Here is a 24,780-nt window from a genome sequence, read left to right as displayed (position 1 = left end):
GCCGTCCCGATGCTGATTTATCGCCGTCTTCATGGCAAACTAGCCGCCGAAAATTATGCAAGCATGCCCTGGAGAGAATAATGGATAAAATATTTGTCGATGAAGCAGTAAACGAACTGCATACCATTCAGGACATGTTGCGTTGGTCCGTCAGTCGTTTTAGCGCCGCCAACATCTGGTACGGCCATGGAACAGACAACCCGTGGGATGAGGCGGTTCAGCTGGTGCTGCCATCCCTGTATCTGCCGCTGGATATCCCTGAAGACATGCGCACCGCGCGTCTGACCTCCAGCGAAAAACACCGTATCGTTGAGCGCGTGATTCGCCGCGTCAACGAGCGTATCCCGGTCGCCTATCTCACCAATAAAGCCTGGTTCTGCGGTCACGAATTTTACGTTGATGAACGTGTGCTGGTGCCGCGCTCGCCGATTGGCGAACTGATCAACAACCACTTTGCAGGCCTGATCGACCACCAACCGCAGCACATTCTGGATATGTGTACAGGCAGCGGCTGTATCGCGATTGCCTGCGCCTATGCCTTCCCGGAAGCGGAAGTGGATGCGGTTGATATCTCCGCAGACGCGCTGGCCGTTACCGAACACAACATCGAAGAGCACGGTTTGATTCACCACGTGACGCCGATCCGCTCCGACCTGTTCCGCGACCTGCCAAAACTGCAATACGATCTGATTGTCACCAATCCGCCGTACGTGGATGCAGAAGACATGTCCGATCTGCCGAATGAATATCGCCACGAGCCGGAACTCGGTCTGGCCTCCGGTTCTGACGGCCTGAAACTGACGCGCCGCATCCTGGCTTGCGCACCGGATTATCTGACTGACGACGGTATTCTGATTTGTGAAGTCGGTAACAGCATGGTACATCTGATGGAGCAGTACCCGGACGTGCCGTTCACCTGGCTTGAATTCGACAACGGTGGTGAAGGCGTCTTCATGCTGACCAAAGCGCAGCTCATCGCCGCGCGCGAACACTTCAGCATTTACAAAGATTAATCCAACGGGCTTCGGCCCGTTTCACATTGCTCAAACACAGAACAACGACAACGGAGCCGTGATGGCAGGAAACAGTATTGGACAATTATTCCGTGTAACGACTTTCGGCGAATCACACGGTCTGGCGCTGGGTTGCATCGTCGACGGCGTGCCCCCTGGTATCGAACTGACCGAAGCGGATTTACAGCACGATCTCGATCGCCGCCGTCCGGGCACCTCGCGCTACACCACGCAGCGTCGCGAGCCGGACCAGGTCAAAATTCTCTCCGGTGTCTTTGAAGGCCGCACTACTGGCACCAGCATTGGTCTGCTGATTGAAAATACCGATCAGCGCTCGCAGGACTACGGCGCCATTAAAGATGTTTTCCGCCCCGGTCATGCCGATTACACCTACGAACAAAAATACGGTTTTCGCGACTATCGCGGCGGCGGACGCTCGTCGGCGCGTGAAACAGCCATGCGCGTGGCGGCGGGCGCTATCGCTAAAAAATATCTGGCACAAAAATTTGGCATCGTGATTCGCGGCTGCCTGACCCAGATGGGTGACATTCCTCTGGCGATCAAAGACTGGGATCTGGTTGAACAGAACCCGTTCTTCTGCGCGGATGCCGACAAAATTGACGCACTGGACGAACTGATGCGCGGCCTGAAAAAAGAGGGCGACTCCATCGGCGCGAAAGTGACCGTCGTGGCTGACGGCGTTCCGCCGGGCCTGGGTGAGCCGGTCTTCGATCGTCTGGATGCAGATATCGCCCACGCGATGATGAGCATCAATGCGGTGAAAGGCGTGGAAATTGGCGATGGTTTTGACGTGGTGGCGCTGCGCGGCAGCCAGAATCGCGATGAAATCACGAAAGACGGTTTCCAGAGCAATCATGCGGGCGGCATTTTGGGCGGCATCAGCAGTGGTCAGCAGATTGTGGCCAACATCGCACTGAAACCGACCTCCAGCATTACCGTACCGGGGCGCACCATTAACCGCTTCGGCGAAGAAGTTGAGATGATCACCAAAGGGCGTCACGATCCTTGTGTGGGTATCCGTGCGGTGCCGATCGCGGAAGCGATGCTGGCCATCGTGCTAATGGATCATTTCCTGCGCCAGCGCGCGCAGAATGCGGACGTGACGACCACCATTCCACGCTGGTAAACATGAAAAAAACCGCTATTGCTCTGTTGGCTCTGCTTGCCAGCGGAGCTAGTCTCGCAGCCACGCCGTGGCAAAAAATCACCCACCCGATCGCGGGCAGCGCCCAGTCGATCGGCGCGTTTGCTAACGGCTGCATCGTTGGCGCGCAGGATCTGCCGCTGCAATCCGACACCTATCAGGTGATGCGTACCGACCAGCGTCGCTACTTTGGTCATCCGGATCTGGTGCTGTTTATCCAGCGTCTGGGCAATCAGGTGCATAACCTGGGGCTGGGGACGATGCTGATCGGCGATATGGGGATGCCAGCGGGCGGTCGCTTCAATGGCGGACACGCCAGCCATCAGTCCGGTCTGGATGTGGATATTTTCCTGCAACTACCGAAAACCCGCTGGAGTTCGGCGCAGCTGCTTAAACCCCAGGCATTGGATCTCGTCGCCCGTGACGGCAAAAGCGTGGTGCCGTCTCTGTGGTCATCAGACGTCTCCAGCATGATTAAGCTGGCGGCAAAAGATAACGATGTGACGCGCATCTTCGTCAATCCGGCGATCAAGCAGCAGCTCTGTCTGGACGCCGGAACGGATCGTGACTGGCTGCGTAAAGTGCGCCCGTGGTTCCAGCATCGCGCGCATATGCACGTTCGTCTGCGCTGCCCGGCCAACAGCCTCGAATGTGAAGATCAGCCGTTACCGCCGCCGGGAGATGGCTGCGGGGCAGAACTCCAGAGCTGGTTTGAGCCAGCAAAACCTGGAACCACCAAGCCTGAGAAGAAGACACCGCCTCCGTTGCCGCCTTCCTGCCAGGCGCTACTGGATGAGCATGTACTTTAATGGATAATTTCGTCGATCTGTTTATGGTGTCACCGCTGCTGCTGGCGGTGCTGTTTTTTGTTGCGATGCTGGCGGGATTTATCGATGCGCTGGCGGGGGGAGGTGGCCTGCTGACAGTGCCTGCGCTGCTGGCGGCGGGTATGAGCCCGGCCCAGGCGCTGGCGACCAATAAGCTACAGGCCTGCGGCGGCTCGCTCTCTGCCTCCATCTACTTTATTCGCCGTAAAGTGGTCAGTCTTGCCGACCAAAAGCTCAATATTCTGATGACCTTTATCGGCTCCACCAGCGGCGCGCTGCTGGTCCAGCACGTGCAATCGGATATTTTGCGCCAGATTTTACCGATCCTCGTGATCTGCATTGGTCTCTACTTTTTGCTGATGCCAAAATTAGGGGAAGAGGATCGTCAGCGCCGTCTGCACGGTCTGCCGTTTGCCCTGATTGCAGGCGGCTGCGTCGGTTTTTACGATGGCTTCTTCGGGCCGGGTGCCGGTTCTTTTTATGCCCTGGCGTTTGTGACGCTGGCCGGTTTTAACCTCGCCAAATCTACCGCCCACGCAAAAGTGCTCAACGCCACCTCAAACCTGGGCGGTCTGCTGCTGTTTATCATTGGCGGGAAAGTGATTTGGGCGACCGGCTTTGTGATGATGGTCGGGCAGTTTTTAGGCGCGCGCGTCGGCTCGCGTCTGGTATTGAGCAAAGGGCAAAAACTGATTCGTCCGATGATTGTGATTGTGTCGGCGGTGATGAGTGCCAAACTTCTTTATGACAGCCACGGACAGGAGATCCTCCACTGGTTGGGGATGAACTAATGAACAGTACGCATAAATATGAACAGTTGATTGAGATCTTCGACAGCTGTTTTGCGGATGATTTTAATACCCGTCTGATTAAAGGCGACGACGAACCGATCTATCTTCCTGCTGATGCAGACGTGCCGTACAACCGGATCGTGTTTGCCCACGGGTTTTATGCCAGCGGTCTGCACGAGATTTCCCACTGGTGTATTGCCGGGAAAGCGCGCCGCGAACTGGTCGATTTCGGTTACTGGTACTGCCCGGACGGGCGAGATGCCACGACGCAAGGGCAGTTTGAAGATGTGGAAGTCAAACCGCAGGCCTTCGACTGGCTGTTTTGCGTGGCGGCAGGTTTTCCGTTCAACGTCAGCTGTGACAATCTCGAAGGCGATTGCGAGCCGGATCGTATTACCTTCCAGCGCCGCGTTCACGCGCAGGTGATGGAATATCTTGAGAAAGGCATCCCGGAGCGACCGGCGCGTTTTATCAAGGCACTACAGAATTATTACCACACGCCGGCAATAACGGCGGAATGCTTCCCGTGGCCGGAAGATCTCAACTGAGGAAAAAAGATGATCGCAGAATTTGAATCACGCATCCTGGCGTTAATTGATGACATGGTGGAACACGCCAGTGACGATGAACTGTTTGCCAGCGGTTATCTGCGTGGTCACCTGACGCTTGCTGTTGCCGAGCTGGAAGCGGGCGACGATCACTCACCTGAAGCGGTCCACGCTGAAGTGAGCCGTGGTCTTGAAAAAGCCATTCAGGCGGGCGAGCTTTCTCCACGCGACCAGTCACTGGTGCTGGGGATGTGGGACAATTTGTTCCAGCAGGCTAATCTGAAGTAGTGGCTTTTTGCCCGGTAGCGCTGCGCTTACCGGGCCTCCAAACCTTATCCTACCTTTTTACCCTTCAGTAATTTTCGCACCCACAGCCGATTTGGGTTCAATCCTGCAAGCGTAACACCGTCCATCGGGATCGGCTCATCGCTCATCTGCGACGCCAGAATTTCAGCGGCCAGCGGCGCAGTACACAATCCCCGCGACCCGAGCGCACCGAGCATAAACAGGTTTGGATAGACGGGAGAACGCACGGCATTCTCTTTGGATTCTGCCAGATCCTGATAGGCCGCAAGCGTCGCGTCGTAGTCCGGCACATTGCCGATCATCGGCAGATGATCGCGGGTGGCACACCGCACGCCGCAGCGCGCGTCGCTGCCGCTTACGTCCACCTCTTTCGCCCATTCAGCCTCCGGGAAGCAGTCGATCAAGCGCTGGCGGTTTTGCTGCTGATCCGCTTCGCTGTAGCGAATGTCCGCTTCGCCGCGATGATAGCTGGCTCCGATGCAGTGATGACCGTTGGTCGGGTTTTGTGGCGTCAGATAGCCGTCGTAACACAAGACCTGACGGAGATTGCCGAGCTGAGCTGTCGTGGGAATATGGCTCACCTGACCGCCAACCGGATAGACCGGCAGATTTTCTGTTTGCGGGAAATCGCTGATGCGATGGCCGTTGGTCAGCACCACTCCGGCGTGTCGGGCCTGTGCACCATGGGCAAAACGCAGCTGCCAGTCGCTGTCGATGCGATCCAGGGATTCCAGCTGATGTTCATAATGCACGGTCAGCCCTTGCGACTGGGCCAGCGCAATGGCCGCTGCCGTAAGCTGCGCCGGGCAGAGCCAGCCGCCTTGCGGATAGTGAATGCCACCGCAGCCCGTCTCCAGGCCACTTAACGCCTGCACCTGCTCGGCGTCCACGGCTTCCGCGATGTGCGCCGGTAATTCCAGGCTCAGCATCTGGTCGATCTTGCGCTGGCTTTTTTCGTCCCAGCCGAGCTGTGTGACGCCGCACCATGCATGGTCAAAGGTGACTGGCAGGCTGTCGTAAAGATGCCGGGCAAAGGTAAAGGCGGCCGGGAAAAACTGGCTAAGTGCCGGATCGTGGGCGGTCAGCAGAGGATACAGCGCGCCCTGGCGATTGCCGGAGGCACCCGTGGCGGGGGCGTTATCAGCGCAGTACAACGTCACCTGCCAGCCGCGCTGGAGCAGGGCAAGTGACAGCAGTGCGCTGGCAATACCCCCGCCAATAATCGCCGTTTCACGTTTTTCCGCACCGCTGCGGGCAAACCAGGGGGTGCGTTCAGGCAGGGGATTATCCTGCTCCATCACGCCTGTCAGCATCTCTCGCTTGCGGCCAAATCCTTTGGTTTTGTACATAGTGAAACCGGCGTCCTGCAAACCACGGCGCACGAACCCGGCGGAGGTAAAGGTCGCGAGCGTAGCGCCAGGACGCGCCAGACGCGCCATCGCCGCGAACAGATGCGGGCTCCACATGTCCGGGTTTTTCGCGGGAGCAAAGCCATCCAAAAACCAGGCGTCCACTTTTTGATTCAGAGAATCGTCGAGTTTGTCCGTCAGGTCGTTGATATCCCCGAGCCACAAATCCAGCGTGACTTGACCACCGTCTAACACTAAACGATGACAGCCGCCGATCGGCTGTGGCCACTGGGCCTGCAGCTGCTCGGCCCAGATGCGAAGTTCCGGCCAGTGCTGATGGGCCAGGGTCAGGTCGTGGGCGGTGAGGGGGAATTTCTCGAAACTGATGAAATGTAATCTTTGTAGCGTAGCGTCAGGGTGCGCCGCACGGAACTGAACAAACGCCTGCCAGAGGGTGAGGAAGTTTAATCCGGTGCCAAAACCGCTCTCCGCCACCACAAACTGGCTGCGCGGATGGACAGGGAAACGCGCGTTGAGCTGGTTTCCGTCGAGGAAAACATAACGGGTTTCTTCCAGTCCGTTATCATTAGAGAAGTAGACATCGTCGAAATCTCGGGAAACAGGTGTACCCTCAGCGTTGAACTCAAGGTTGGCGGGTTGTATGGCGTTTTGTTTCACGTAAGTTACTCGTCTGACAGGCAGTGGCAGGATCTTAGCGATGTGTGTTCGATGGTGCAAATTTCCACAGAAATTGGCTGATCGGACTTGTTCAGCGTACAAGTGTACGCTATTGTGCGACTCGAAACTTAATATAGTATGACTTACAGAGGTATTGAATGAAACGTGCAGTGATTACTGGCCTGGGCATCGTTTCCAGCATCGGTAACAACCAGCAGGAAGTCCTGGAATCTCTGCGTGAAGGACGCTCGGGGATCACTTTCTCTCAAGAATTCAAAGATTCTGGTATGCGTAGCCACGTGTGGGGTAACGTCAAACTGGACACCACCGGTCTGATTGACCGCAAAGTGGTCCGTTTCATGAACGATGCCTCTATCTACGCTTACCTCTCAATGCAGCAGGCTGTAGAAGATGCTGGATTGAAAGAAGACGTTTATCAGAACAACCCACGCGTGGGCCTGATCGCAGGTTCCGGTGGTTCTTCTAAATCTCAGGTGTTCGGCGCAGACGCAATGCGTAGCCCGCGCGGCCTGAAAGCGGTCGGTCCTTACGTTGTGACCAAAGCGATGGCGTCAGCGGTGTCCGCGTGCCTCGCGACCCCCTTCAAAATCCACGGTGTGAACTACTCCATCAGCTCCGCATGTGCGACCTCCGCACACTGTATCGGCAGCGCGGTAGAGCAGATCCAGTTGGGTAAACAAGACATCGTATTTGCTGGCGGCGGCGAAGAGCTGTGCTGGGAAATGGCGTGTGAATTCGACGCGATGGGCGCACTGTCCACCAAATACAACGAAACGCCAGAAAAAGCGTCCCGTACCTATGATGCGAACCGTGACGGTTTCATCATCGCAGGCGGCGGCGGTATGGTTGTGGTTGAAGAGCTGGAACACGCGCTGGCACGTGGCGCGCACATCTACGCTGAAGTTGTGGGCTACGGTGCGACTTCCGATGGTGCAGACATGGTTGCTCCATCAGGCGAAGGCGCAGTGCGCTGCATGAAGCTGGCGATGAACGGCGTTGATACCCCAATCGACTACCTGAACTCCCACGGTACCTCGACTCCGGTCGGCGACGTGAAAGAGCTGGGTGCAATTCGTGAAGTCTTCGGCGATAACAGCCCGGCAATCTCCGCGACGAAAGCGATGACTGGTCACTCTCTGGGCGCCGCTGGCGTGCAGGAAGCTATCTACTCTCTGCTGATGCTGGAACACGGCTTTATCGCCCCAAGCATTAACGTTGAAGAGCTGGATGAGCAGGCTGCTGGCCTGAATATCGTGACCAAGCCGACTGAGCAGGCGCTGACGACGGTGATGTCCAACAGCTTCGGCTTCGGCGGTACCAACGCCACACTGGTAATGCGTAAGCTGAAAGCGTAAGTTTTCCTCTGATGAAAAAAAGGAGCCTGATGGCTCCTTTTTTATGCGTTGACAATTGATTGACTGAAAAGGCAAACTTCGGCTTCAACATTATCACTTTGATAATGCGTAAGCGTTTAACGTCAACCAACGCACCTTAATCCTGATCCTCAGGTAGAGGGGGCGTGGCATTTCCCCGCCTTACTCTTCATTTTCGGAGTAATGCATGACCGCAGTAACCCAAGCAGAAAAAACCTCTTCAGCGAATGTCTCGCTGTTTCGCATCGCCTTCGCGGTGTTTCTTACCTATATGACCGTCGGCCTGCCGCTGCCGGTAATCCCCTTGTTTGTGCATCAGGAGCTGGGCTACGGCAATACCCTGGTGGGTGTCGCCGTGGGAATTCAATTTCTGGCGACCGTGTTAACCCGTGGCTATGCCGGACGCCTGGCCGATCAGCATGGCGCAAAGCGTTCCGCGTTACAGGGCATGTTCGCCTGCGGGCTGGCGGGTGGGGCATGGCTGCTGGCCGCGCTGCTGCCGGTGGACGCCATCTATAAATTCGCACTGCTGATTGTCGGGCGTTTAATTCTCGGTTTTGGCGAAAGCCAGCTGCTGACCGGGACGCTCACCTGGGGTATGGGGCTGGTCGGGCCGACGCGTTCCGGAAAAGTGATGTCCTGGAACGGGATGGCGATCTACGGCGCACTGGCCGCAGGCGCGCCGCTGGGGCTGCTGATCCACAGCCATTTCGGTTTCGCCGTGCTGGCGGGGACGACCATGGTGCTGCCGCTGGTGGCGTGGGCCTTTAACGGCACGGTGCGTAAAGTGCCAGCTCATAAAGGCGATCGCCCGTCGCTGTGGAGCGTGGTCGGTCAAATCTGGAAGCCGGGCCTCGGTCTGGCATTGCAGGGCGTAGGTTTTGCCGTAATTGGCACCTTTGTCTCGCTCTACTTCATGAGCCGGGGCTGGGCAATGGCCGGTTTCACCTTAACCGCATTCGGTGGGGCCTTCGTGCTGATGCGCGTGCTGTTCGGCTGGATGCCGGACCGTTTTGGCGGCGTAAAAGTGGCAGTGGTTTCGCTAATGATTGAGACCCTCGGCCTGCTGCTGTTGTGGCAGGCACCGGTGGCGTGGATTGCGTTGCTGGGTGCGGCGTTAACCGGCTGCGGCTGCTCGCTGATCTTCCCGGCACTCGGCGTGGAGGTGGTGAAACGCGTGGCACCGCAGGTTCGTGGAACTGCACTCGGCGGCTATGCGGCATTCCAGGATATCTCGTACGGTATCACCGGCCCGCTGGCAGGGGTACTGGCGACGTCGTTCGGCTATCCGTCGGTGTTTCTGGCAGGGGCCGTCTCGGCAGTGGTGGGGATAGTGGTAACGGTTATCGCATTCCGGAAGCAGTAAACGTCATTGTCGGATAACCCGACCTGCAAAGTCCGTAATTTAGCAGGTCGGGTGGCAGATGCTTCGGCTCAGGCAACCAGCCAGAACAACGCCAGCGCCACCATCAGCGCGATAAACATCAGGCCGGGGCGTGCAGACATCGATTTTATGGTGTCCACCACCGGGGCGAACAGCGGGCTGTAGATCGGCTGAATATTGCGCGCTTCCGGCACACCGCCGTCACGTTCGGCGCGGCGGATAAAGATCTGGTTCAGTAAATCCTGAATCTGGGCGGGGGTCAGCACCGTCTGCGGCGTTACCTGCCAGTTCTGCTGCGCGTATTCACGCACCACTTCAAATTCTCGTGGTTCCAGCGGCTGTTTAAGTGCCGCCTGCAGGGTATGCAGCGTGGGCGCGCTTTGGGTGCTCAACGTCTGACGCGCCTGAAGCCAGGTCACCAGATGGGTAAACTGTTTCGCCGGGATCAACTCACCGGCTTTCACACCGGAAAGTTCCAGCATGGATTGCCAGATAAGCTTGTTTGACTCGCCCGTGGCAGCAGCCAGCCGGGTGACCATCTGCTTGAGAGTATTATGCTCAGCTGGCTGCAGAGGGCGCTCCGTCGCCGGGCGTTGCTGCGGCTGCGGAATAGAGAGCTGATTGCTCTGTAACAGCGTGAGCACCGTTTTCAGCTGGTCCGGTGTGAGCTGGCTCAGGGCCGTCTGACCAAACTGCTGGCGGATAAAATCACTCACCGCCTGACGATTATTCCCCTGGCCTAACAGTTCGGTGAGCTGTGACACCATCTGGCGGGTGGTGTGATTTTGCTGCGCGGTATTCAGGCGCAGATTCAGGTTTTGCTCGGCGGCAGGGAAGTGGCGCGATAACAGCGGCGTGTCGTTTTTCAGCCCCAAATCATGTTTCACTCCCGCCCACACCTCCGCGTTCTGTTGCGACGTAAGCGCAACCAGGCGGGTGATCAGTCGCTCCAGCACCGTGCGCTGCTGCGTCGATAACGGCTGTTCGCCAATGGCGGAAGGTGTTACTGGGCCTTCACCGGGAGGGCGCGGCGGCGTACCTGAAATGGGCTGCATCGTCAAAATCCTTAAAGTCATTACTCACCGTAAACCAGGCAAAGCGTTCGGGTATGCCTGGCGGCGAGATTATGGCACACTTGGCCGGTTAACTTCCTCTCAAACAGGTACTCTGTCGTGAAAATCCTCGTTGATGAAAATATGCCTTACGCCCGTGAGCTGTTTAGCCGCCTGGGCGACGTTAAGGCCGTTCCCGGTCGTCCCATTCCCCTTGAAGAACTTACCGATGCGGACGCCCTGATGGTGCGCTCGGTCACCAAAGTGAATGAGGCGCTGCTGTCGGGTAAAAACGTCAAATTTGTAGGGACAGCGACGGCAGGAACCGATCACGTAGACGATGCCTGGCTGGCACAGGCCGGTATCGGATTCTCGGCCGCGCCGGGCTGCAACGCTATCGCCGTGGTGGAATACGTTTTCTCTTCACTGTTGATGCTGGGCGAGCGCGACGGCTTTGCGCTGAAAGATCGCACGGTGGGTATTGTTGGCGTCGGTAACGTCGGCGGGCGGTTGCAAAAACGTCTGGAAGCCCTCGGTATCCGCACCTTGCTGTGCGATCCCCCACGCGCCGATCGCGGTGATGAAGGCGACTTCCGCGCGCTGGATGAACTGGTCGAGCAGGCGGATGTGATCACCTTCCATACGCCGCTGTTTAAAGACGGACCGTACAAATCCCTGCATCTGGCCGATGAGGCGTTAATTCGCCGCCTGAAGCCTGGCACTATTCTGATAAATGCCTGCCGTGGCCCGGTGGTGGATAACACCGCGCTGCTGAAATGTCTGGAAGAGGGGCAGGAGCTGAGCGTGGTGCTGGATGTCTGGGAGCCGGAGCCGGATCTCAACGTGGCGCTGCTGAATCGCGTGGATGTCGCTACCGCGCACATCGCGGGCTATACGCTTGAAGGCAAAGCGCGCGGCACGACGCAGGTGTTTGAAGCCTATAGCGCTTTTATCGGCCAGGCGCAGCAGGTGGCGCTGGATACACTGCTGCCTGCGCCGGAATTTGGCCGCATTACGCTGCACGGTCCGCTTGATGAGTCTTCGCTAAAAAGGCTGGTGCATTTAGTGTATGATGTGCGCCGCGATGACGCGCTGCTGCGAAAAGTGGCCGGCATTCCGGGGGAATTCGACCGGCTTCGCAAGAATTATCTTGAGCGCCGTGAGTGGTCCTCCCTGTATGTCATCTGTGACGACGCCGATGCGGCGGCGTTATTGAATAAACTGGGTTTTACTGCCACGCATAACCCGGCGCGTTAATGTTTTCCTCATGCTCTCTGCCGGATAATCTGGCAGGGACGCTGTTTCATTTCTGGAGTAAACCACCATGTCTGAAGGCTGGAATATTGCCGTACTGGGTGCCACTGGCGCTGTGGGCGAAGCCCTGCTCGAAACACTTGCGGAGCGTCAGTTCCCGGTGGGAGAAATCTATGCTCTGGCGCGCGCCGAAAGCGCGGGCACCTCTCTGCGCTACGAAGGTAAAACCGTTCGCGCGCAGGACGTAGCAGAATTTGACTGGACGCAGGTGCAACTGGCGTTCTTTGCGGCAGGCGTTGAAGCCTCGGCGACTTACGCTGAAGAAGCGGCGAACGCCGGTTGCCTGGTGATCGACCTGAGCGGTCTGTTTGCCCTCGAGTCTGACGTGCCGCTGGTGGTGCCGGACGTGAACCCGTTCGTGCTGGCCGACTACCGCAACCGCAACATTATTGCTGTCCCGGACAGCCTGACCAGCCAGCTGCTGACGGCACTGAAACCGCTGATCGACGACGGTGGTCTGTCGCGTATTAGCGTAACCAGTCTGCTTTCTGTTTCCGCGCAGGGCAAAAAAGCGGTCGACGCGCTGGCAGGGCAGAGCGCGAAACTGCTGAACGGTATCCCGGTGGACGATGACGACTTCTTCGGTCGCCAGTTGGCTTTCAACCTGATGCCAATGCTTGCCGATCGTGAAGGCAGCGTGCGCGAAGAGCGTCGTATCGTCGATGAAACCCGCAAAATTTTGCAGGACGACGGTCTGATGATCTCTGCCAGCTGCGTGCGTTCCCCGGTCTTCTACGGGCACGCGCAGATGGTGTGCTTTGAGGCTCTGCGCCCGCTGGCGGCGGAAGAGGCGCGCTATGCGTTTGAGCGCGGCGAAGATATCTCCCTCAGCGAAGAGACAGAGTTCCCAACCCAGGTGGGCGATGCGACGGGTAACGCGCGTCTCTCCATCGGCTGCGTGCGTAACGACTACGGGATGCCTGAACAGGTGCAGTTCTGGTCTGTGGCGGACAACGTCCGTTTCGGCGGCGCGCTGATGGCGGTTAAAATCGCTGAGAAGCTGGTGCAGGAGTATCTGTAAGGATGTCTGAAGTGGAGCAAAAGCCAGTCCATAGAATTGCCCTCGGAATAGAATACGACGGCAGCAAATATTATGGCTGGCAGCGTCAGAATGAAGTGCGCAGCGTTCAGGAAAAGCTGGAAAAAGCGCTCTCTCAGGTGGCGAACGAACCGATCAACGTGCTGTGTGCCGGTCGTACCGATGCGGGCGTTCACGGCACGGGTCAGGTAGTGCATTTCGAAACCACTGCGGTGCGTAAAGACGCGGCCTGGACGCTCGGTGTAAATGCGAATTTGCCTGGTGACATCGCGGTGCGTTGGGTCAAAGATGTGCCCGATGATTTTCACGCGCGCTTTAGTGCCACGGCGCGTCGCTACCGTTATATCATCTACAACCAGCGTCTGCGTCCGGCGGTGTTAAGCCAGGGCGTGACCCATTTTTATGAGCCGCTGGATGCAGAGCGTATGCACCGTGCCGCGCAGCAGTTGCTCGGCGAAAATGACTTTACCTCGTTTCGTGCGGTTCAGTGCCAGTCGCGCACCCCGTGGCGAAACGTGATGCACATTAACGTCAGTCGTTATGGCGCGTATGTGGTGGTGGACATCAAAGCAAATGCCTTTGTACATCATATGGTGCGGAATATCGTTGGCAGCCTGATGGAAGTAGGCGCCGGACACCAGCCGGAGAGCTGGATTGCAGAACTGCTGGCAGCGAAGGACAGAACGCTTGCGGCAGCAACGGCGAAAGCGGAAGGGCTGTATCTGGTCTCGGTGGATTATCCGGATCGATTTGACCTTCCAAAACCGCCAATGGGCCCGCTGTTTTTAGCGGACTAACGCAGTTGCAATTAAGGCTTAGACAATATGGACTTAATACGATTTCTCATTGATTTCATCCTGCATATCGATGTTCATCTGGCGGAGCTGGTCGCGCAGTACGGCGTCTGGGTGTATGCCATTCTTTTTCTGATTTTGTTCTGTGAAACCGGTCTGGTCGTCACGCCGTTTTTGCCGGGCGATTCGCTGCTGTTTGTCGCGGGCGCACTCTCTGCGCTGCCGACCAACGATCTCAACGTTCACCTGATGGTGGTGCTGATGATTATTGCGGCTATCGTCGGCGATGCGGTGAACTACACTATTGGGCGGGTATTCGGTGAACGGCTTTTCAGTAATCCGAACTCGAAGATTTTCCGTCGCAGCTATTTAGACAAAACGCACGCGTTCTACGAACGTCATGGTGGCAAAACCATCATTCTGGCGCGTTTTGTGCCGATCGTCCGCACCTTTGCACCGTTTGTGGCGGGTATGGGGCATATGTCCTATCGTCATTTCGCGGCGTATAACGTGATTGGCGCACTGCTGTGGGTGCTGCTGTTTACCTACGCGGGCTACCTGTTTGGCGATCTGCCTATTGTGCAGGAAAATCTTAAGTTACTGATTGTTGCCATTATTGTGCTCTCAGTCTTGCCGGGTGTGATCGAAATTATTCGTCACAAACGCGCGGCGGCTAAGCAAGCGAAATAAAGACGCATTTGCGGTTCGACCACTTTTTTATCCAAAGTTTCGGGCTGTTATGTTTTAATGTGCAACATTCATGGTCTGTTTGCGGCAAAAATGGCATTATGCGCCGCTTACAGCAAAACTGGCATACGACCAGGTTCAGGCAGAAAGGTTATCAATGAGCTGGATTGAACGAATTAAAAGCAACATAGCCCCAACCCGTAAGGCGAGTATTCCTGAAGGGGTGTGGACCAAGTGTGACAGCTGCGGCCAGGTCCTGTACCGCGCTGAGCTGGAACGCAATCTTGAGGTTTGCCCGAAGTGTGACCACCACATGCGTATGTCGGCGCGTAATCGCCTGCATAGCGTGCTGGACGAAGGTTCGCTTGTGGAACTGGGTAGCGAACTTGAGCCAAAAGATGTGCTGAAGTTCCGTGACTCCAAAAAATACAAAGATCGACTGGCTTCTGCTCAGAAAGAGACCGGCGAGAAAGACGCGCTGGTGGTGATGAAAGGCACTCTGCACGAGATGCCGGTTGTCGCTGTGGCCTTTGAGTTCTCCTTTATGGGCGGCTCAATGGGTTCTGTCGTCGGCGCGCGTTTCATCCGTGCCGTTGAACAGGCGCTGGAAGACAACTGCCCGCTGATCTGCTTCTCCGCCTCCGGTGGTGCACGTATGCAGGAAGCGCTGATGTCCCTGATGCAGATGGCGAAAACCTCTGCGGCTCTGGGCAAAATGCAGGAGCGCGGTCTGCCGTATATCTCCGTGCTGACCGACCCAACCATGGGTGGCGTCTCTGCGAGTTTTGCGATGCTGGGCGATCTGAACATCGCTGAACCGAAAGCGCTGATCGGCTTTGCCGGCCCACGCGTTATCGAACAGACCGTTCGTGAAAAACTGCCGCCGGGCTTCCAGCGCAGTGAGTTCCTCATTGAAAAAGGCGCTATCGACATGATCGTTCGCCGTCCAGAAATGCGCCTGAAACTGGCGAGCATCCTGGCGAAGCTGATGAATCTGCCGTCGCCAAGCCCGGACGAGCCGCGTGAAGGCGTGGTTGTGCCGGATCAGGAACCCGAAGCCTGATAACTCAAAAAGGGCAGGGCCAGACGGCGCTGCCCTTTTCACTTATTTGATACACAAGCCATCAGAGCAGTATCAGGGCGTCGCCAACGCAGAGACCGCTTAAAGGCCGAAGTGTATACATAAATGAAAGTGCGTATCATGGAAAAAAATACTCTTCCCCAAGCCACGTCACCCCTGGTCACGTGGCTTTCTTATCTGGAAAATCTGCACAGTAAAACCATCGATATGGGCCTCGATCGCGTGAGCGAGGTGGGTGCGCGTCTTGATGTCCTCAAGCCCGCGCCCTTCGTGTTCACCGTAGCGGGAACGAACGGCAAAGGCACTACCTGCCGCACGCTGGAGTCCATGCTGATGGCCGCCGGTTACAAAGTGGGTGTTTACAGTTCGCCGCATCTGGTCCGCTACACCGAACGCGTGCGCGTGCAGAATAGCGAACTGCCGGAATCCGCCCACACAGCCTCTTTCGCGCAAATCGAAGCGGCGCGCGGCGAGATTTCGCTCTCCTATTTTGAGTACGGCACACTGTCCGCCCTGTGGCTGTTTAAACAGGCGCAGCTGGATGTGGTCATTCTCGAAGTCGGTTTAGGGGGACGCTTAGATGCGACTAACATGGTTGATGCCGATGTCGCGGTGGTGACCAGTATTGCACTCGACCATACGGACTGGCTGGGACCGGACCGCGAAAGCATTGGCCGTGAAAAAGCGGGTGTTTTCCGTGCCAATAAACCTGCCGTAGTCGGTGAACCGGATATGCCGCACACAATCGCCGACGTGGCGAAGGAGAAGGGCGCACAGCTGATGCGTCGTGGCGTTGACTGGCAATATGACGTAACGGGCGACAGCTGGCGTTTTCGCGACGCGCAGGGCGAGCTGGACCATCTGCCGCTGCCACAGGTGCCGCAACCGAACGCGGCGACCGCACTGGCGGCTATCCGCGCCAGTGGTCTGGCGGTGAGCGAACAGGCGATACGAGACGGCATTCAGAACGCGCTTTTGCCGGGGCGTTTTCAGATTGTCAGCGAATCACCGCGTTTGATTCTGGACGTGGCGCATAACCCCCATGCAGCGGCCTATCTTGCTGAGCGCCTCAAATCCCTGCCAAAAACAGGGCGCGTACTTGCGGTTATCGGTATGCTTCATGATAAAGATATTGCGGGCACGCTGGCCTGCATGGAGACTGTGGTCGATTGCTGGTATTGTGCTCCCCTGGAAGGGCCTCGAGGCGCGTCGGCTGAGCAGCTGATGGAACATCTCGCGAAGGGCGAAGCTTATGAAAACGTGGCGCTGGCATGGCGCGCCGCGATGGCGGATGCTAAACCTGAAGATACCGTGCTGGTGTGTGGATCATTCCACACGGTGGCACATGTCATGGAAGTAATGGAGGCGGGGAGAACCGGTGGCAAGTAAGTTTCAGAACCGTTTAACAGGAACCATTGTGCTGGTTGCGCTGGGAGTGATTCTCCTCCCGGGACTGCTCGACGGGCAGAAAAAACATTATCAGGATGAGTTTGCGGCGATCCCGCTGGTGCCAAAACCCGGCGATCGCGACGAGCCAGACATGCTGCCTGCGGCCACGCAGGCGCTGCCTGCTCAACCTCCTGAAGGGGCGGCGGAAGAGGTGCGCGCCGGTGATGCGGCGGCGCCGTCGCTCGATCCTTCTCGTCTGGTGGCGAGTAACGCCGGTGAGCTGGACCCGGTTCCAGAACCCGTTGCACAACCAAAGCCTGCCGTGAAACCGGCAGAAAAACCGCAGCCGAAACCGCAGCGCGATAAAGCCAGCGAGCAGATCGCCGCCGCGACGGAAGCGCCACCGGAAAAACCGGTTCAGGAAGAGAAGCCTGCGCCAACCGGTAAAGCGTATGTGGTGCAGCTTGGTGCGCTAAAAAATGCCGATAAAGTCAATGAAGTGGTCGGTAAACTCCGCGGTGCCGGATATCGGGTTTACACTTCTCCTACCACCCCGGTGCAGGGTAAAATAACCCGCATTCTGGTGGGCCCGGATGCGTCGAAAGATAAGCTGAAAGGCTCGCTCGGCGAGCTGAAGCAGATTTCCGGGCTGAGCGGTGTGGTGATGAGTTACAGCGCGAACTGATGTGTGCGCATACCCCTCGTCCCGACGGGTGAGGGGATTGCTCCATACGGTCTTGAGGGCCGGGATGAGAGGCGGGAATTCGTCCAAAGAGGCGCAATAACCCAGCGGCGTTGAACATTTTTTCAGCGCCTTTTTTATTTACGCGCGGGAAGGAAATCCCTACGCAAACGTTTTCTTTTTCTGTTAGAATTCGCCCCGAACTGGATGACAGGGCGTTTAATCGTGGGACACATATGGTCTGGATTGATTACGCCATCATTGCGGTGATAGGTTTTTCCTGTCTGGTTAGCCTGATCCGTGGCTTTGTTCGTGAAGCGTTATCGCTGGTGACATGGGGTTGTGCTTTCTTTGTCGCCAGTCATTACTACACTTACCTGTCTGTCTGGTTCACGGGCTTTGAAGATGAACTGGTCCGAAATGGAATCGCCATCGCGGTGCTGTTTATCGCGACGCTAATCGTCGGCGCTATCGTGAACTACGTGATAGGTCAGCTGGTCGAGAAAACCGGTCTGTCAGGAACGGACAGGGTGCTGGGGATCTGTTTTGGTGCGCTGCGAGGCGCGCTGATCGTGGCTGCGATACTGTTCTTCCTTGATACCTTTACCGGGTTTTCAAAAAGCGAAGACTGGAGCAAGTCCCAGCTGATTCCACAGTTCAGCTTCATCATCAGATGGTTCTTTGACTATCTGCAAAGCTCGTCGAGTTTCTTGCCCAAAGTGTAAAACGCTTTGAGATGTGGCTTAACGAGGAAAAGACGAATGTGCGGTATTGTCGGTATCGCCGGTTTCATGCCGGTAAACCAGTCTATTTATGACGCGTTGTCGGTGCTTCAGCACCGTGGCCAGGATGCAGCAGGCATCATCACCATTGATGCCAACAACTGTTTCCGTTTACGCAAAGCGAATGGCCTGGTCAACGATGTATTTGAAGCCCGCCATATGCAGCGCCTGCAAGGCAATATGGGGATTGGCCACGTTCGTTATCCTACTGCTGGCAGTTCCAGCGCCTCTGAAGCACAGCCGTTCTACGTCAACTCACCGTATGGCATCACGCTTGCCCACAATGGCAACCTGACCAACGCGCATGAGCTGCGTAAAAAGCTGTTCGAAGAGAAGCGTCGCCACATTAACACCACCTCTGATTCTGAAATCCTGCTCAATATCTTTGCCAGCGAGCTGGATAACTTCCGCCATTATCCGCTGGAAGCAGACAACATTTTTGCCGCCATTGCCGCGACTAACCGCCAGATCCGTGGCGCGTATGCTTGCGTGGCGATGATTATCGGCCACGGTATGGTGGCATTCCGCGACCCTAACGGCATCCGTCCGCTGGTGCTGGGTAAGCGTGATTTGGGTGATGGCCGTACCGAGTATATGGTCGCCTCCGAGAGCGTAGCGCTGGATACCCTGGGCTTTGAGTTCCTGCGCGATGTCGCCCCGGGCGAAGCCGTCTACATCACCGAGAAAGGTCAGCTGTTTACCCGTCAGTGTGCGGAAAACCCGGTCAGCAATCCGTGCCTGTTCGAATATGTTTACTTTGCACGCCCGGACTCGTTCATCGACAAAATTTCCGTGTACAGCGCGCGCGTGAATATGGGTACCAAACTCGGTGAGAAGATCGCCCGCGAGTGGGACGATCTGGATATCGACGTGGTGATCCCGATTCCGGAAACCTCCTGCGATATCGCACTGGAGATGGCCCGTATTCTGGGTAAACCGTACCGTCAGGGCTTTGTGAAAAACCGCTACGTTGGCCGCACCTTTATCATGCCTGGTCAGCAGCTGCGTCGTAAGTCTGTGCGTCGTAAGCTCAACGCCAACCGCGCTGAGTTCCGCGATAAGAACGTGTTGCTGGTGGATGACTCCATCGTACGTGGCACCACTTCCGAGCAGATTATTGAGATGGCGCGTGAAGCCGGTGCCAAGAAAGTTTATCTGGCCTCTGCTGCGCCGGAAATTCGTTTCCCGAACGTCTACGGTATCGACATGCCGACCGCCAACGAGCTGATCGCACACGGTCGTGAAGTGGACGAGATTCGCCAGATCATTGGCGCTGACGGCCTGATTTTCCAGGATCTCAGCGATCTGATTGACGCAGTACGCGCTGAAAACCCGGACATTCAGCAGTTCGAGTGCTCCGTGTTCAACGGCATCTATGTGACCAAAGACGTCGATCAGCAGTATCTCGACTACCTTGACTCGCTGCGTAACGACGATGCCAAAGCCGTACAGATGCAAAACGATCTCGAAAGCTTAGAGATGCACAACGAAGGCTAACGCCCCGGCAAGTGAGGGCGGATGCCCTCACTTGCAACTCCCCGCAAAATCCTGCAAAGTCTGCCCTGAAGCAAGAAAGGGCGAAATCATGAAACAACTCATTGTAGGGATCTCCGGTGCCAGTGGCGCCATTTACGGCGTACGTCTGCTCCAGGTGCTGCGCGACGTGGCGGATGTCCAGACCCATCTGGTGATGAGCCAGGCGGCGCGTCAGACCCTTTCCCTCGAAACCGATTTTTCTCTGCGCGATGTTCAGGCTCTGGCCGACGTGGTGCACGATGCCCGCGATATCGCCGCCAGCATCTCCTCTGGCTCGTTTAAAACTGCCGGCATGGTTATCCTGCCCTGTTCCATTAAAACCCTCTCAGGCATCGTCAACAGCTATACGGACACTCTCGTGACCCGCGCGGCCGACGTGGTGCTGAAAGAGCGCCGCACGCTGGTGCTGTGCGTGCGCGAAACGCCGCTGCATCTCGGCCATTTGCGTCTGATGACGCAGGCGGCGGAGCTTGGCGCGGTCATTATGCCGCCGGTTCCGGCGTTCTATCATCGCCCGCAAACCCTCGACGACGTCATTAACCAGACCGTAAACCGCGTACTGGATCAGTTTGATATCGACCTGCCGGAAGATCTCTTCGCGCGCTGGCAGGGCGCATAACTCGTTGCCTCGTTTGGGTGCATGATAAGCCTGGTTGCCCCTTCTCGGGGCAATTATGCAACCGCGATCATATCCTCGACATTTAATTCCTTTTTTCCCTTTTTCCCCCTCCGGTTCGTTTGGCAGACCTGCTATCTTCACTATTAAGGCAATATCGCAACGTTTTATTAACATATTTAACGTCGATTTTTTGACCAGTCGGCAATATGGCATAAGACCTGCAAGAGAACGCCTGCTATCCAACACACAACACAAACCATAATAAAATCACGACACTTGAGGGTAAATGTATGAAGAAGACGGTTCTGGCTCTGTCTCTGCTGGTGGGATTAAGTGCGGCAGCGAGCAGCTATGCAGCACTTCCTCAGACAGTGCGCATCGGTACAGACGCCACATACGCGCCATTCTCGTCCAAGGATGCGAAAGGCGACTTTGTCGGCTTTGATATCGATTTGGGAAATGAAATGTGCAAGCGCATGCAGGTGAAATGCACATGGGTGGGCAGCGATTTTGATGCGTTAATCCCGTCGCTGAAAGCCAAGAAAATCGATGCCATTATCTCCTCGCTCTCCATTACCGAAAAACGTCAGCAGGAAATCGCCTTCTCTGACAAGCTCTACGCGGCAGATTCCCGTCTGATCGCGGCGAAAGGCTCTCCGATTCAGCCGACCATTGAGTCGCTGAAAGGTAAACACGTGGGTGTGCTGCAAGGCTCCACTCAGGAAGGGTTTGCTAATGCTGACTGGCGCGAAAAAGGCGTCGATGTGGTTGCCTATCAGAACCAGGATCTGATCTACTCTGACCTCGCAGCAGGGCGTCTGGATGCCGCATTCCAGGACGAAGTGGCCGCCAGCGAAGGCTTCCTGAAACAACCTGCAGGTAAAGAGTTCGCCTTTGCCGGCCCGTCGGTGAAAGACAAAAAATACTTCGGTGACGGCACCGGGATTGGCTTACGTAAAGACGACAAAGAGTTGAAAGCGGCATTCGACAAAGCCTTTGCCGAACTGCGCAAAGACGGCACCTACGACAAGCTGGCGAAGAAGTACTTCGACTTCAACGTCTACGGGGATTGATCGTCACTGACGGGGCACTGCGTCTGCATGATCCAAAATGGTGCAAAAGACGCACCATTTTGGGTCGCTGAGTGCATAGTTAAGCATTTATGATGCAAAAATTTCCATCTGGCGGGCTTTATACTTTGCCTTGCCAGGGGGATTAATGGCACATTAATGGCACTCCCCCGTTGTAAAATCCCGTAAGAAGACAGTCTGTTGAGGATAAACATGAAAAAACTGGTGTTGTCGCTTTCTCTGGTGCTGGCATTTTCCAGCGCTACCGCAGCTTTTGCCGCCATTCCACAAAAAATCCGTATCGGTACCGATCCGACTTATGCCCCGTTCGAATCGAAGAATTCGAAAGGTGAACTGGTCGGTTTTGACATCGATATCGCCAATGAGCTGTGCAAACGCATCAAAACCCAATGCACCTACGTTGAGAACCCACTGGATGCGCTGATCCCGTCGCTGAAAGCAAAGAAAATCGACGTGATTATGTCCTCACTCTCCATCACCGAAAAACGTCAGCAGGAGATTGCCTTCACCGACAAACTCTATGCGGCGGATTCTCGTCTGGTGGTCGCGAAGTCTTCTGACATTCAGCCAACGCTTGAGTCACTGAAAGGCAAACGCGTGGGTGTGCTGCAGGGCACCACCCAGGAAACCTACGGCAATGAGCACTGGGCGCCGAAAGGCATCGAGATCGTCTCCTACCAGGGCCAGGAAAATATCTACGCTGACCTGACTGCTGGCCGTATCGATGCGGCGTTCCAGGACGAAGTGGCCGCCAGCGAAGGTTTCCTGAAGCAGCCTGTAGGGAAAGATTACAAGTTCGGCGGTCCGTCCATTAAGGACGAGAAACTCTTTGGCGTCGGCACCGGCATGGGCCTGCGTAAAGAGGACAACGAACTGCGCGAAGCACTGAACAAAGCCTTTGCCGAAATGCGCGCAGACGGCACTTACGAAAAACTGGCGAAGAAATACTTCGACTTTGATGTCTACGGCGGCTAATCGCCCCGTTAAATAACGTGCGGCCCCTCCCGCGTTCCGGGAGGGGAAAAGACACGGTGTGACCACTCACGACAGGGCAGGCCTTATGCTGTACGGATTTTCTGGCGTTATTTTACAAGGCGCGCTTGTCACCCTCGAACTGGCCATCAGTTCAGTGGTGCTGGCGGTGCTGATAGGCCTGGCGGGTGCGGGAGCGAAACTCTCAAGTAATCGGGTACTGGCATTAATTTTTGAAGGCTACACCACGCTGATTCGCGGTGTGCCCGATCTGGTCCTGATGCTGCTCATTTTCTATGGTCTGCAGATTGCGCTCAACGGCGTGACGGATGCCGTGGGAATGTCGCAGATTGATATCGACCCGATGGTGGCCGGTATTATCACCCTTGGCTTTATTTACGGCGCCTATTTCACGGAAACCTTCCGCGGCGCATACATGGCCGTACCAAAAGGCCATATCGAGGCAGCCACCGCCTTCGGTTTTACCTCCTCACAAATTTTCCGTCGGATTATGTTCCCGGCCATGATGCGCTTTGCTTTACCGGGCATCGGTAACAACTGGCAGGTGATCCTCAAAGCGACGGCACTGGTGTCCCTCCTCGGTCTGGAAGATGTGGTGAAAGCCACGCAGCTTGCGGGTAAGAGCACCTGGGAACCCTTCTATTTTGCCGTCGTGTGCGGCGTGATTTATCTGGTGTTTACTACCGTCTCCAATGGTGTGCTGCTTCTTCTCGAACGTCGCTACTCCGTGGGTGTGAAGAGGGCTGACCTGTGATTGAGATTATTCAGGAATACTGGAAATCGCTGCTGTGGACCGATGGCTATCGCTTTACCGGCGTGGCGATTACCCTGTGGCTGCTGATTTCGTCTGTGGTGATGGGCGGGATTCTGGCGGTGTTTTTATCCATTGGCCGCGTATCGGAAAACAAATACATTCGCTTCCCGATTTGGCTGTTTACCTATATTTTTCGCGGCACGCCGCTGTACGTCCAACTGCTGGTCTTTTACTCCGGCATGTACACGCTGGAAATAGTCAAAGGCACAGAAATGCTGAACGCGTTCTTTCGCAGCGGCTTGAACTGTACCGTGCTGGCGCTGACGCTAAACACCTGCGCGTACACCACAGAGATCTTCGCCGGTGCCATTCGTTCTGTGCCTTACGGTGAGATTGAAGCGGCGCGCGCCTATGGTTTCTCATCGGTGAAGCTCTATCGCTGCATTATTATGCCTTCCGCACTGCGTATCGCGCTGCCGGCGTACAGCAACGAAGTGATCCTGATGCTGCACTCCACCGCGCTGGCGTTTACCGCGACAGTGCCGGACCTGCTGAAAATCGCGCGTGATATTAACTCGGCGACTTACCAGCCCTTTACCGCCTTCGGCATCGCCGCGGTGCTGTATTTGATTATTTCGTACGTCCTGATTAGCCTGTTCCGCAAGGCAGAAAAACGCTGGTTGCAGCACATGAAACCTACTTCGACGCACTGAGAAAACGATGTCTGAAAATAAATTAAACGTTATCGATCTGCACAAACGCTACGGCGAACATGAAGTGCTGAAAGGGGTATCGCTGCAGGCGAATGCGGGCGATGTGATCAGTATTATTGGCTCATCCGGTTCGGGAAAAAGTACCTTCCTGCGCTGCATTAACTTCCTCGAAAAGCCGAGCGAAGGGTCGATTATCGTCAGCGGGCAAAATATCAACCTGGTGCGCGACAAAGACGGGCAGCTGAAAGTGGCGGATAAGAATCAGCTGCGTCTGCTGCGCACGCGTCTGACGATGGTGTTCCAGCACTTTAACCTCTGGAGCCATATGACGGTGCTGGAGAACGTCATGGAAGCGCCGATTCAGGTGCTGGGCTTAAGCAAACAGGAAGCGCGTGAACGTGCGGTGAAATACCTGGCGAAAGTGGGTATCGACGAACGTCAGCAGATTAAGTATCCGGTGCATTTGTCCGGCGGTCAGCAGCAGCGTGTCTCCATCGCCCGTGCGCTGGCGATGGAGCCGGAAGTTCTGCTGTTTGATGAGCCGACCTCGGCGCTCGATCCTGAGCTGGTGGGCGAAGTGCTGCGCATTATGCAGAAGCTGGCCGAAGAGGGGAAAACGATGGTGGTGGTGACGCACGAGATGGGCTTTGCCCGTAACGTCTCGAACCACGTTATCTTCCTGCATCAGGGCGTCATCGAAGAGCAAGGGCATCCTGATGAGGTGCTGGCGAACCCGAAAAGCCCGCGTTTGCAGCAGTTCCTGAAAGGCTCGCTCAAGTAATGTCGGTGCCCGGTGGCG

General features: G+C 56.2%; 25 protein-coding genes. 23 read left to right on the top strand and 2 right to left on the bottom strand.

Annotation, left to right across the window (positions count from 1 at the left end):
* Positions 1-80 precede the first annotated feature (80 nt).
* From prmB to ACB496_RS15075, 6 genes are all read left to right on the top strand, one after another.
* Positions 81-1,013: a 50S ribosomal protein L3 N(5)-glutamine methyltransferase gene (prmB, locus tag ACB496_RS15100; RefSeq protein WP_102104928.1), complete on the top strand. Its 933-nt coding sequence runs from the start codon at positions 81-83 to the stop codon at positions 1,011-1,013.
* 61 nt (positions 1,014-1,074) lie between these two features.
* Entirely contained in the window at positions 1,075-2,160 is a 1,086-nt protein-coding gene (aroC, locus tag ACB496_RS15095) for a chorismate synthase (RefSeq protein WP_248858833.1), read from the top strand.
* Between the two features lie 2 nt (positions 2,161-2,162).
* Positions 2,163-2,987 (top strand): penicillin-insensitive murein endopeptidase, encoded by an 825-nt coding sequence (gene mepA, locus ACB496_RS15090; RefSeq protein WP_371972953.1) that lies wholly within the window; start codon positions 2,163-2,165, stop codon positions 2,985-2,987.
* Complete coding sequence (locus ACB496_RS15085) at positions 2,987-3,796, top strand: sulfite exporter TauE/SafE family protein (RefSeq protein ID WP_100779411.1); 810 nt, start codon at positions 2,987-2,989, stop codon at positions 3,794-3,796. The genes mepA and ACB496_RS15085 overlap by 1 nt, the downstream gene beginning before the upstream one ends.
* Entirely contained in the window at positions 3,796-4,344 is a 549-nt protein-coding gene (locus ACB496_RS15080; RefSeq protein ID WP_102104925.1) for an elongation factor P hydroxylase, read from the top strand. The genes ACB496_RS15085 and ACB496_RS15080 overlap by 1 nt, the downstream gene beginning before the upstream one ends.
* A gap of 9 nt (positions 4,345-4,353) precedes the next feature.
* Positions 4,354-4,632: a YfcL family protein gene (locus tag ACB496_RS15075; protein WP_100779413.1), complete on the top strand. Its 279-nt coding sequence runs from the start codon at positions 4,354-4,356 to the stop codon at positions 4,630-4,632.
* A 44-nt stretch (positions 4,633-4,676) separates the two neighbouring features.
* On the opposite strand, the gene mnmC is transcribed toward ACB496_RS15075, so the two are convergent.
* Positions 4,677-6,677, bottom strand: a complete 2,001-nt coding sequence (mnmC, locus tag ACB496_RS15070) for a bifunctional tRNA (5-methylaminomethyl-2-thiouridine)(34)-methyltransferase MnmD/FAD-dependent 5-carboxymethylaminomethyl-2-thiouridine(34) oxidoreductase MnmC (RefSeq protein WP_371972952.1) — start codon at positions 6,675-6,677, stop codon at positions 4,677-4,679.
* Between the two features lie 158 nt (positions 6,678-6,835).
* Between mnmC and fabB the strand changes: the two genes are divergently transcribed.
* Both fabB and ACB496_RS15060 read left to right on the top strand, forming a co-directional pair.
* Positions 6,836-8,053 carry a beta-ketoacyl-ACP synthase I gene (gene fabB, locus ACB496_RS15065; protein WP_100779415.1) on the top strand — a complete coding sequence of 406 codons (1,218 nt, stop codon included), beginning with the start codon at positions 6,836-6,838 and terminating at the stop codon, positions 8,051-8,053.
* 205 nt (positions 8,054-8,258) lie between these two features.
* Positions 8,259-9,437, top strand: coding sequence for an MFS transporter (locus tag ACB496_RS15060; RefSeq protein WP_129035534.1), 1,179 nt, complete (start codon positions 8,259-8,261; stop codon positions 9,435-9,437).
* Between the two features lie 68 nt (positions 9,438-9,505).
* Here the strand turns inward: ACB496_RS15060 and flk are convergent, their stop codons facing one another.
* Complete coding sequence (gene flk, locus ACB496_RS15055; RefSeq protein ID WP_371972951.1) at positions 9,506-10,510, bottom strand: flagella biosynthesis regulator Flk; 1,005 nt, start codon at positions 10,508-10,510, stop codon at positions 9,506-9,508.
* Positions 10,511-10,627: 117 nt separating this feature from the next.
* On the opposite strand from flk, the gene pdxB reads away from it, so the two are divergent.
* From pdxB to hisP, 15 genes are all read left to right on the top strand, one after another.
* Positions 10,628-11,764, top strand: coding sequence for a 4-phosphoerythronate dehydrogenase PdxB (gene pdxB / locus ACB496_RS15050; protein WP_371972950.1), 1,137 nt, complete (start codon positions 10,628-10,630; stop codon positions 11,762-11,764).
* A 67-nt stretch (positions 11,765-11,831) separates the two neighbouring features.
* Positions 11,832-12,842 (top strand): aspartate-semialdehyde dehydrogenase, encoded by a 1,011-nt coding sequence (locus ACB496_RS15045; RefSeq protein ID WP_371972949.1) that lies wholly within the window; start codon positions 11,832-11,834, stop codon positions 12,840-12,842.
* A gap of 2 nt (positions 12,843-12,844) precedes the next feature.
* On the top strand, positions 12,845-13,657 hold the full coding sequence (gene truA / locus ACB496_RS15040) for a tRNA pseudouridine(38-40) synthase TruA (protein ID WP_107703176.1): 813 nt from the start codon (positions 12,845-12,847) through the stop codon (positions 13,655-13,657).
* A 27-nt stretch (positions 13,658-13,684) separates the two neighbouring features.
* The gene (locus ACB496_RS15035) at positions 13,685-14,344 is read left to right on the top strand and encodes a DedA family protein (RefSeq protein ID WP_107703177.1); all 660 of its coding nucleotides are present in this window, start codon (positions 13,685-13,687) and stop codon (positions 14,342-14,344) included.
* Between the two features lie 154 nt (positions 14,345-14,498).
* A complete protein-coding gene (gene accD / locus ACB496_RS15030; RefSeq protein WP_100779422.1) occupies positions 14,499-15,404 on the top strand; it encodes an acetyl-CoA carboxylase, carboxyltransferase subunit beta in 906 nt (301 codons plus the stop codon).
* Between the two features lie 138 nt (positions 15,405-15,542).
* Complete coding sequence (gene folC, locus ACB496_RS15025) at positions 15,543-16,811, top strand: bifunctional tetrahydrofolate synthase/dihydrofolate synthase (RefSeq protein ID WP_102105009.1); 1,269 nt, start codon at positions 15,543-15,545, stop codon at positions 16,809-16,811.
* Positions 16,801-17,496, top strand: a complete 696-nt coding sequence (gene dedD, locus ACB496_RS15020) for a cell division protein DedD (RefSeq protein ID WP_123427178.1) — start codon at positions 16,801-16,803, stop codon at positions 17,494-17,496. The genes folC and dedD overlap by 11 nt, the downstream gene beginning before the upstream one ends.
* A 233-nt stretch (positions 17,497-17,729) precedes the next feature.
* The gene (cvpA, locus tag ACB496_RS15015) at positions 17,730-18,218 is read left to right on the top strand and encodes a colicin V production protein (RefSeq protein ID WP_100779424.1); all 489 of its coding nucleotides are present in this window, start codon (positions 17,730-17,732) and stop codon (positions 18,216-18,218) included.
* 36 nt (positions 18,219-18,254) lie between these two features.
* The gene (gene purF, locus ACB496_RS15010; protein WP_100779425.1) at positions 18,255-19,772 is read left to right on the top strand and encodes an amidophosphoribosyltransferase; all 1,518 of its coding nucleotides are present in this window, start codon (positions 18,255-18,257) and stop codon (positions 19,770-19,772) included.
* Positions 19,773-19,860: 88 nt separating this feature from the next.
* The gene (locus ACB496_RS15005) at positions 19,861-20,430 is read left to right on the top strand and encodes a UbiX family flavin prenyltransferase (protein ID WP_102104915.1); all 570 of its coding nucleotides are present in this window, start codon (positions 19,861-19,863) and stop codon (positions 20,428-20,430) included.
* A 290-nt stretch (positions 20,431-20,720) separates the two neighbouring features.
* Complete coding sequence (gene argT / locus ACB496_RS15000; protein ID WP_095282776.1) at positions 20,721-21,503, top strand: lysine/arginine/ornithine ABC transporter substrate-binding protein ArgT; 783 nt, start codon at positions 20,721-20,723, stop codon at positions 21,501-21,503.
* A gap of 210 nt (positions 21,504-21,713) precedes the next feature.
* Entirely contained in the window at positions 21,714-22,496 is a 783-nt protein-coding gene (gene hisJ, locus ACB496_RS14995) for a histidine ABC transporter substrate-binding protein HisJ (protein ID WP_100779427.1), read from the top strand.
* A gap of 85 nt (positions 22,497-22,581) precedes the next feature.
* Complete coding sequence (locus ACB496_RS14990; protein WP_102104913.1) at positions 22,582-23,268, top strand: histidine ABC transporter permease HisQ; 687 nt, start codon at positions 22,582-22,584, stop codon at positions 23,266-23,268.
* On the top strand, positions 23,265-23,981 hold the full coding sequence (locus tag ACB496_RS14985) for an ABC transporter permease (protein ID WP_100779429.1): 717 nt from the start codon (positions 23,265-23,267) through the stop codon (positions 23,979-23,981). The genes ACB496_RS14990 and ACB496_RS14985 overlap by 4 nt, the downstream gene beginning before the upstream one ends.
* A gap of 7 nt (positions 23,982-23,988) precedes the next feature.
* A complete protein-coding gene (hisP, locus tag ACB496_RS14980) occupies positions 23,989-24,762 on the top strand; it encodes a histidine ABC transporter ATP-binding protein HisP (RefSeq protein WP_102104912.1) in 774 nt (257 codons plus the stop codon).
* Positions 24,763-24,780 lie beyond the last annotated feature (18 nt).

Source organism: Lelliottia nimipressuralis, from assembly GCF_041464075.1.
GTDB lineage: Bacteria > Pseudomonadota > Gammaproteobacteria > Enterobacterales > Enterobacteriaceae > Enterobacter > Enterobacter nimipressuralis.
This window is presented reverse-complemented; position numbering and strand designations above follow the sequence as displayed.

Bases quoted from the DNA above. Each gene is read 5' to 3' on its own strand.
- ACB496_RS15080 (WP_102104925.1), top strand. From the start codon at position 3,796: ATGAACAGTACGCATAAATATGAACAGTTGATTGAGATCTTCGACAGC.
- flk (WP_371972951.1), bottom strand. From the start codon at position 10,510: ATGCAGCCCATTTCAGGTACGCCGCCGCGCCCTCCCGGTGAAGGCCCA.
- ACB496_RS14990 (WP_102104913.1), top strand. From the start codon at position 22,582: ATGCTGTACGGATTTTCTGGCGTTATTTTACAAGGCGCGCTTGTCACC.
- accD (WP_100779422.1), top strand. From the start codon at position 14,499: ATGAGCTGGATTGAACGAATTAAAAGCAACATAGCCCCAACCCGTAAG.
- fabB (WP_100779415.1), top strand. From the start codon at position 6,836: ATGAAACGTGCAGTGATTACTGGCCTGGGCATCGTTTCCAGCATCGGT.
- hisJ (WP_100779427.1), top strand. From the start codon at position 21,714: ATGAAAAAACTGGTGTTGTCGCTTTCTCTGGTGCTGGCATTTTCCAGC.
- prmB (WP_102104928.1), top strand. From the start codon at position 81: ATGGATAAAATATTTGTCGATGAAGCAGTAAACGAACTGCATACCATT.
- truA (WP_107703176.1), top strand. From the start codon at position 12,845: ATGTCTGAAGTGGAGCAAAAGCCAGTCCATAGAATTGCCCTCGGAATA.
- aroC (WP_248858833.1), top strand. From the start codon at position 1,075: ATGGCAGGAAACAGTATTGGACAATTATTCCGTGTAACGACTTTCGGC.
- hisP (WP_102104912.1), top strand. From the start codon at position 23,989: ATGTCTGAAAATAAATTAAACGTTATCGATCTGCACAAACGCTACGGC.
- mepA (WP_371972953.1), top strand. From the start codon at position 2,163: ATGAAAAAAACCGCTATTGCTCTGTTGGCTCTGCTTGCCAGCGGAGCT.
- ACB496_RS15060 (WP_129035534.1), top strand. From the start codon at position 8,259: ATGACCGCAGTAACCCAAGCAGAAAAAACCTCTTCAGCGAATGTCTCG.
- argT (WP_095282776.1), top strand. From the start codon at position 20,721: ATGAAGAAGACGGTTCTGGCTCTGTCTCTGCTGGTGGGATTAAGTGCG.
- folC (WP_102105009.1), top strand. From the start codon at position 15,543: ATGGAAAAAAATACTCTTCCCCAAGCCACGTCACCCCTGGTCACGTGG.
- ACB496_RS15085 (WP_100779411.1), top strand. From the start codon at position 2,987: ATGGATAATTTCGTCGATCTGTTTATGGTGTCACCGCTGCTGCTGGCG.
- purF (WP_100779425.1), top strand. From the start codon at position 18,255: ATGTGCGGTATTGTCGGTATCGCCGGTTTCATGCCGGTAAACCAGTCT.
- ACB496_RS15045 (WP_371972949.1), top strand. From the start codon at position 11,832: ATGTCTGAAGGCTGGAATATTGCCGTACTGGGTGCCACTGGCGCTGTG.
- ACB496_RS15035 (WP_107703177.1), top strand. From the start codon at position 13,685: ATGGACTTAATACGATTTCTCATTGATTTCATCCTGCATATCGATGTT.
- ACB496_RS15075 (WP_100779413.1), top strand. From the start codon at position 4,354: ATGATCGCAGAATTTGAATCACGCATCCTGGCGTTAATTGATGACATG.
- cvpA (WP_100779424.1), top strand. From the start codon at position 17,730: ATGGTCTGGATTGATTACGCCATCATTGCGGTGATAGGTTTTTCCTGT.
- ACB496_RS15005 (WP_102104915.1), top strand. From the start codon at position 19,861: ATGAAACAACTCATTGTAGGGATCTCCGGTGCCAGTGGCGCCATTTAC.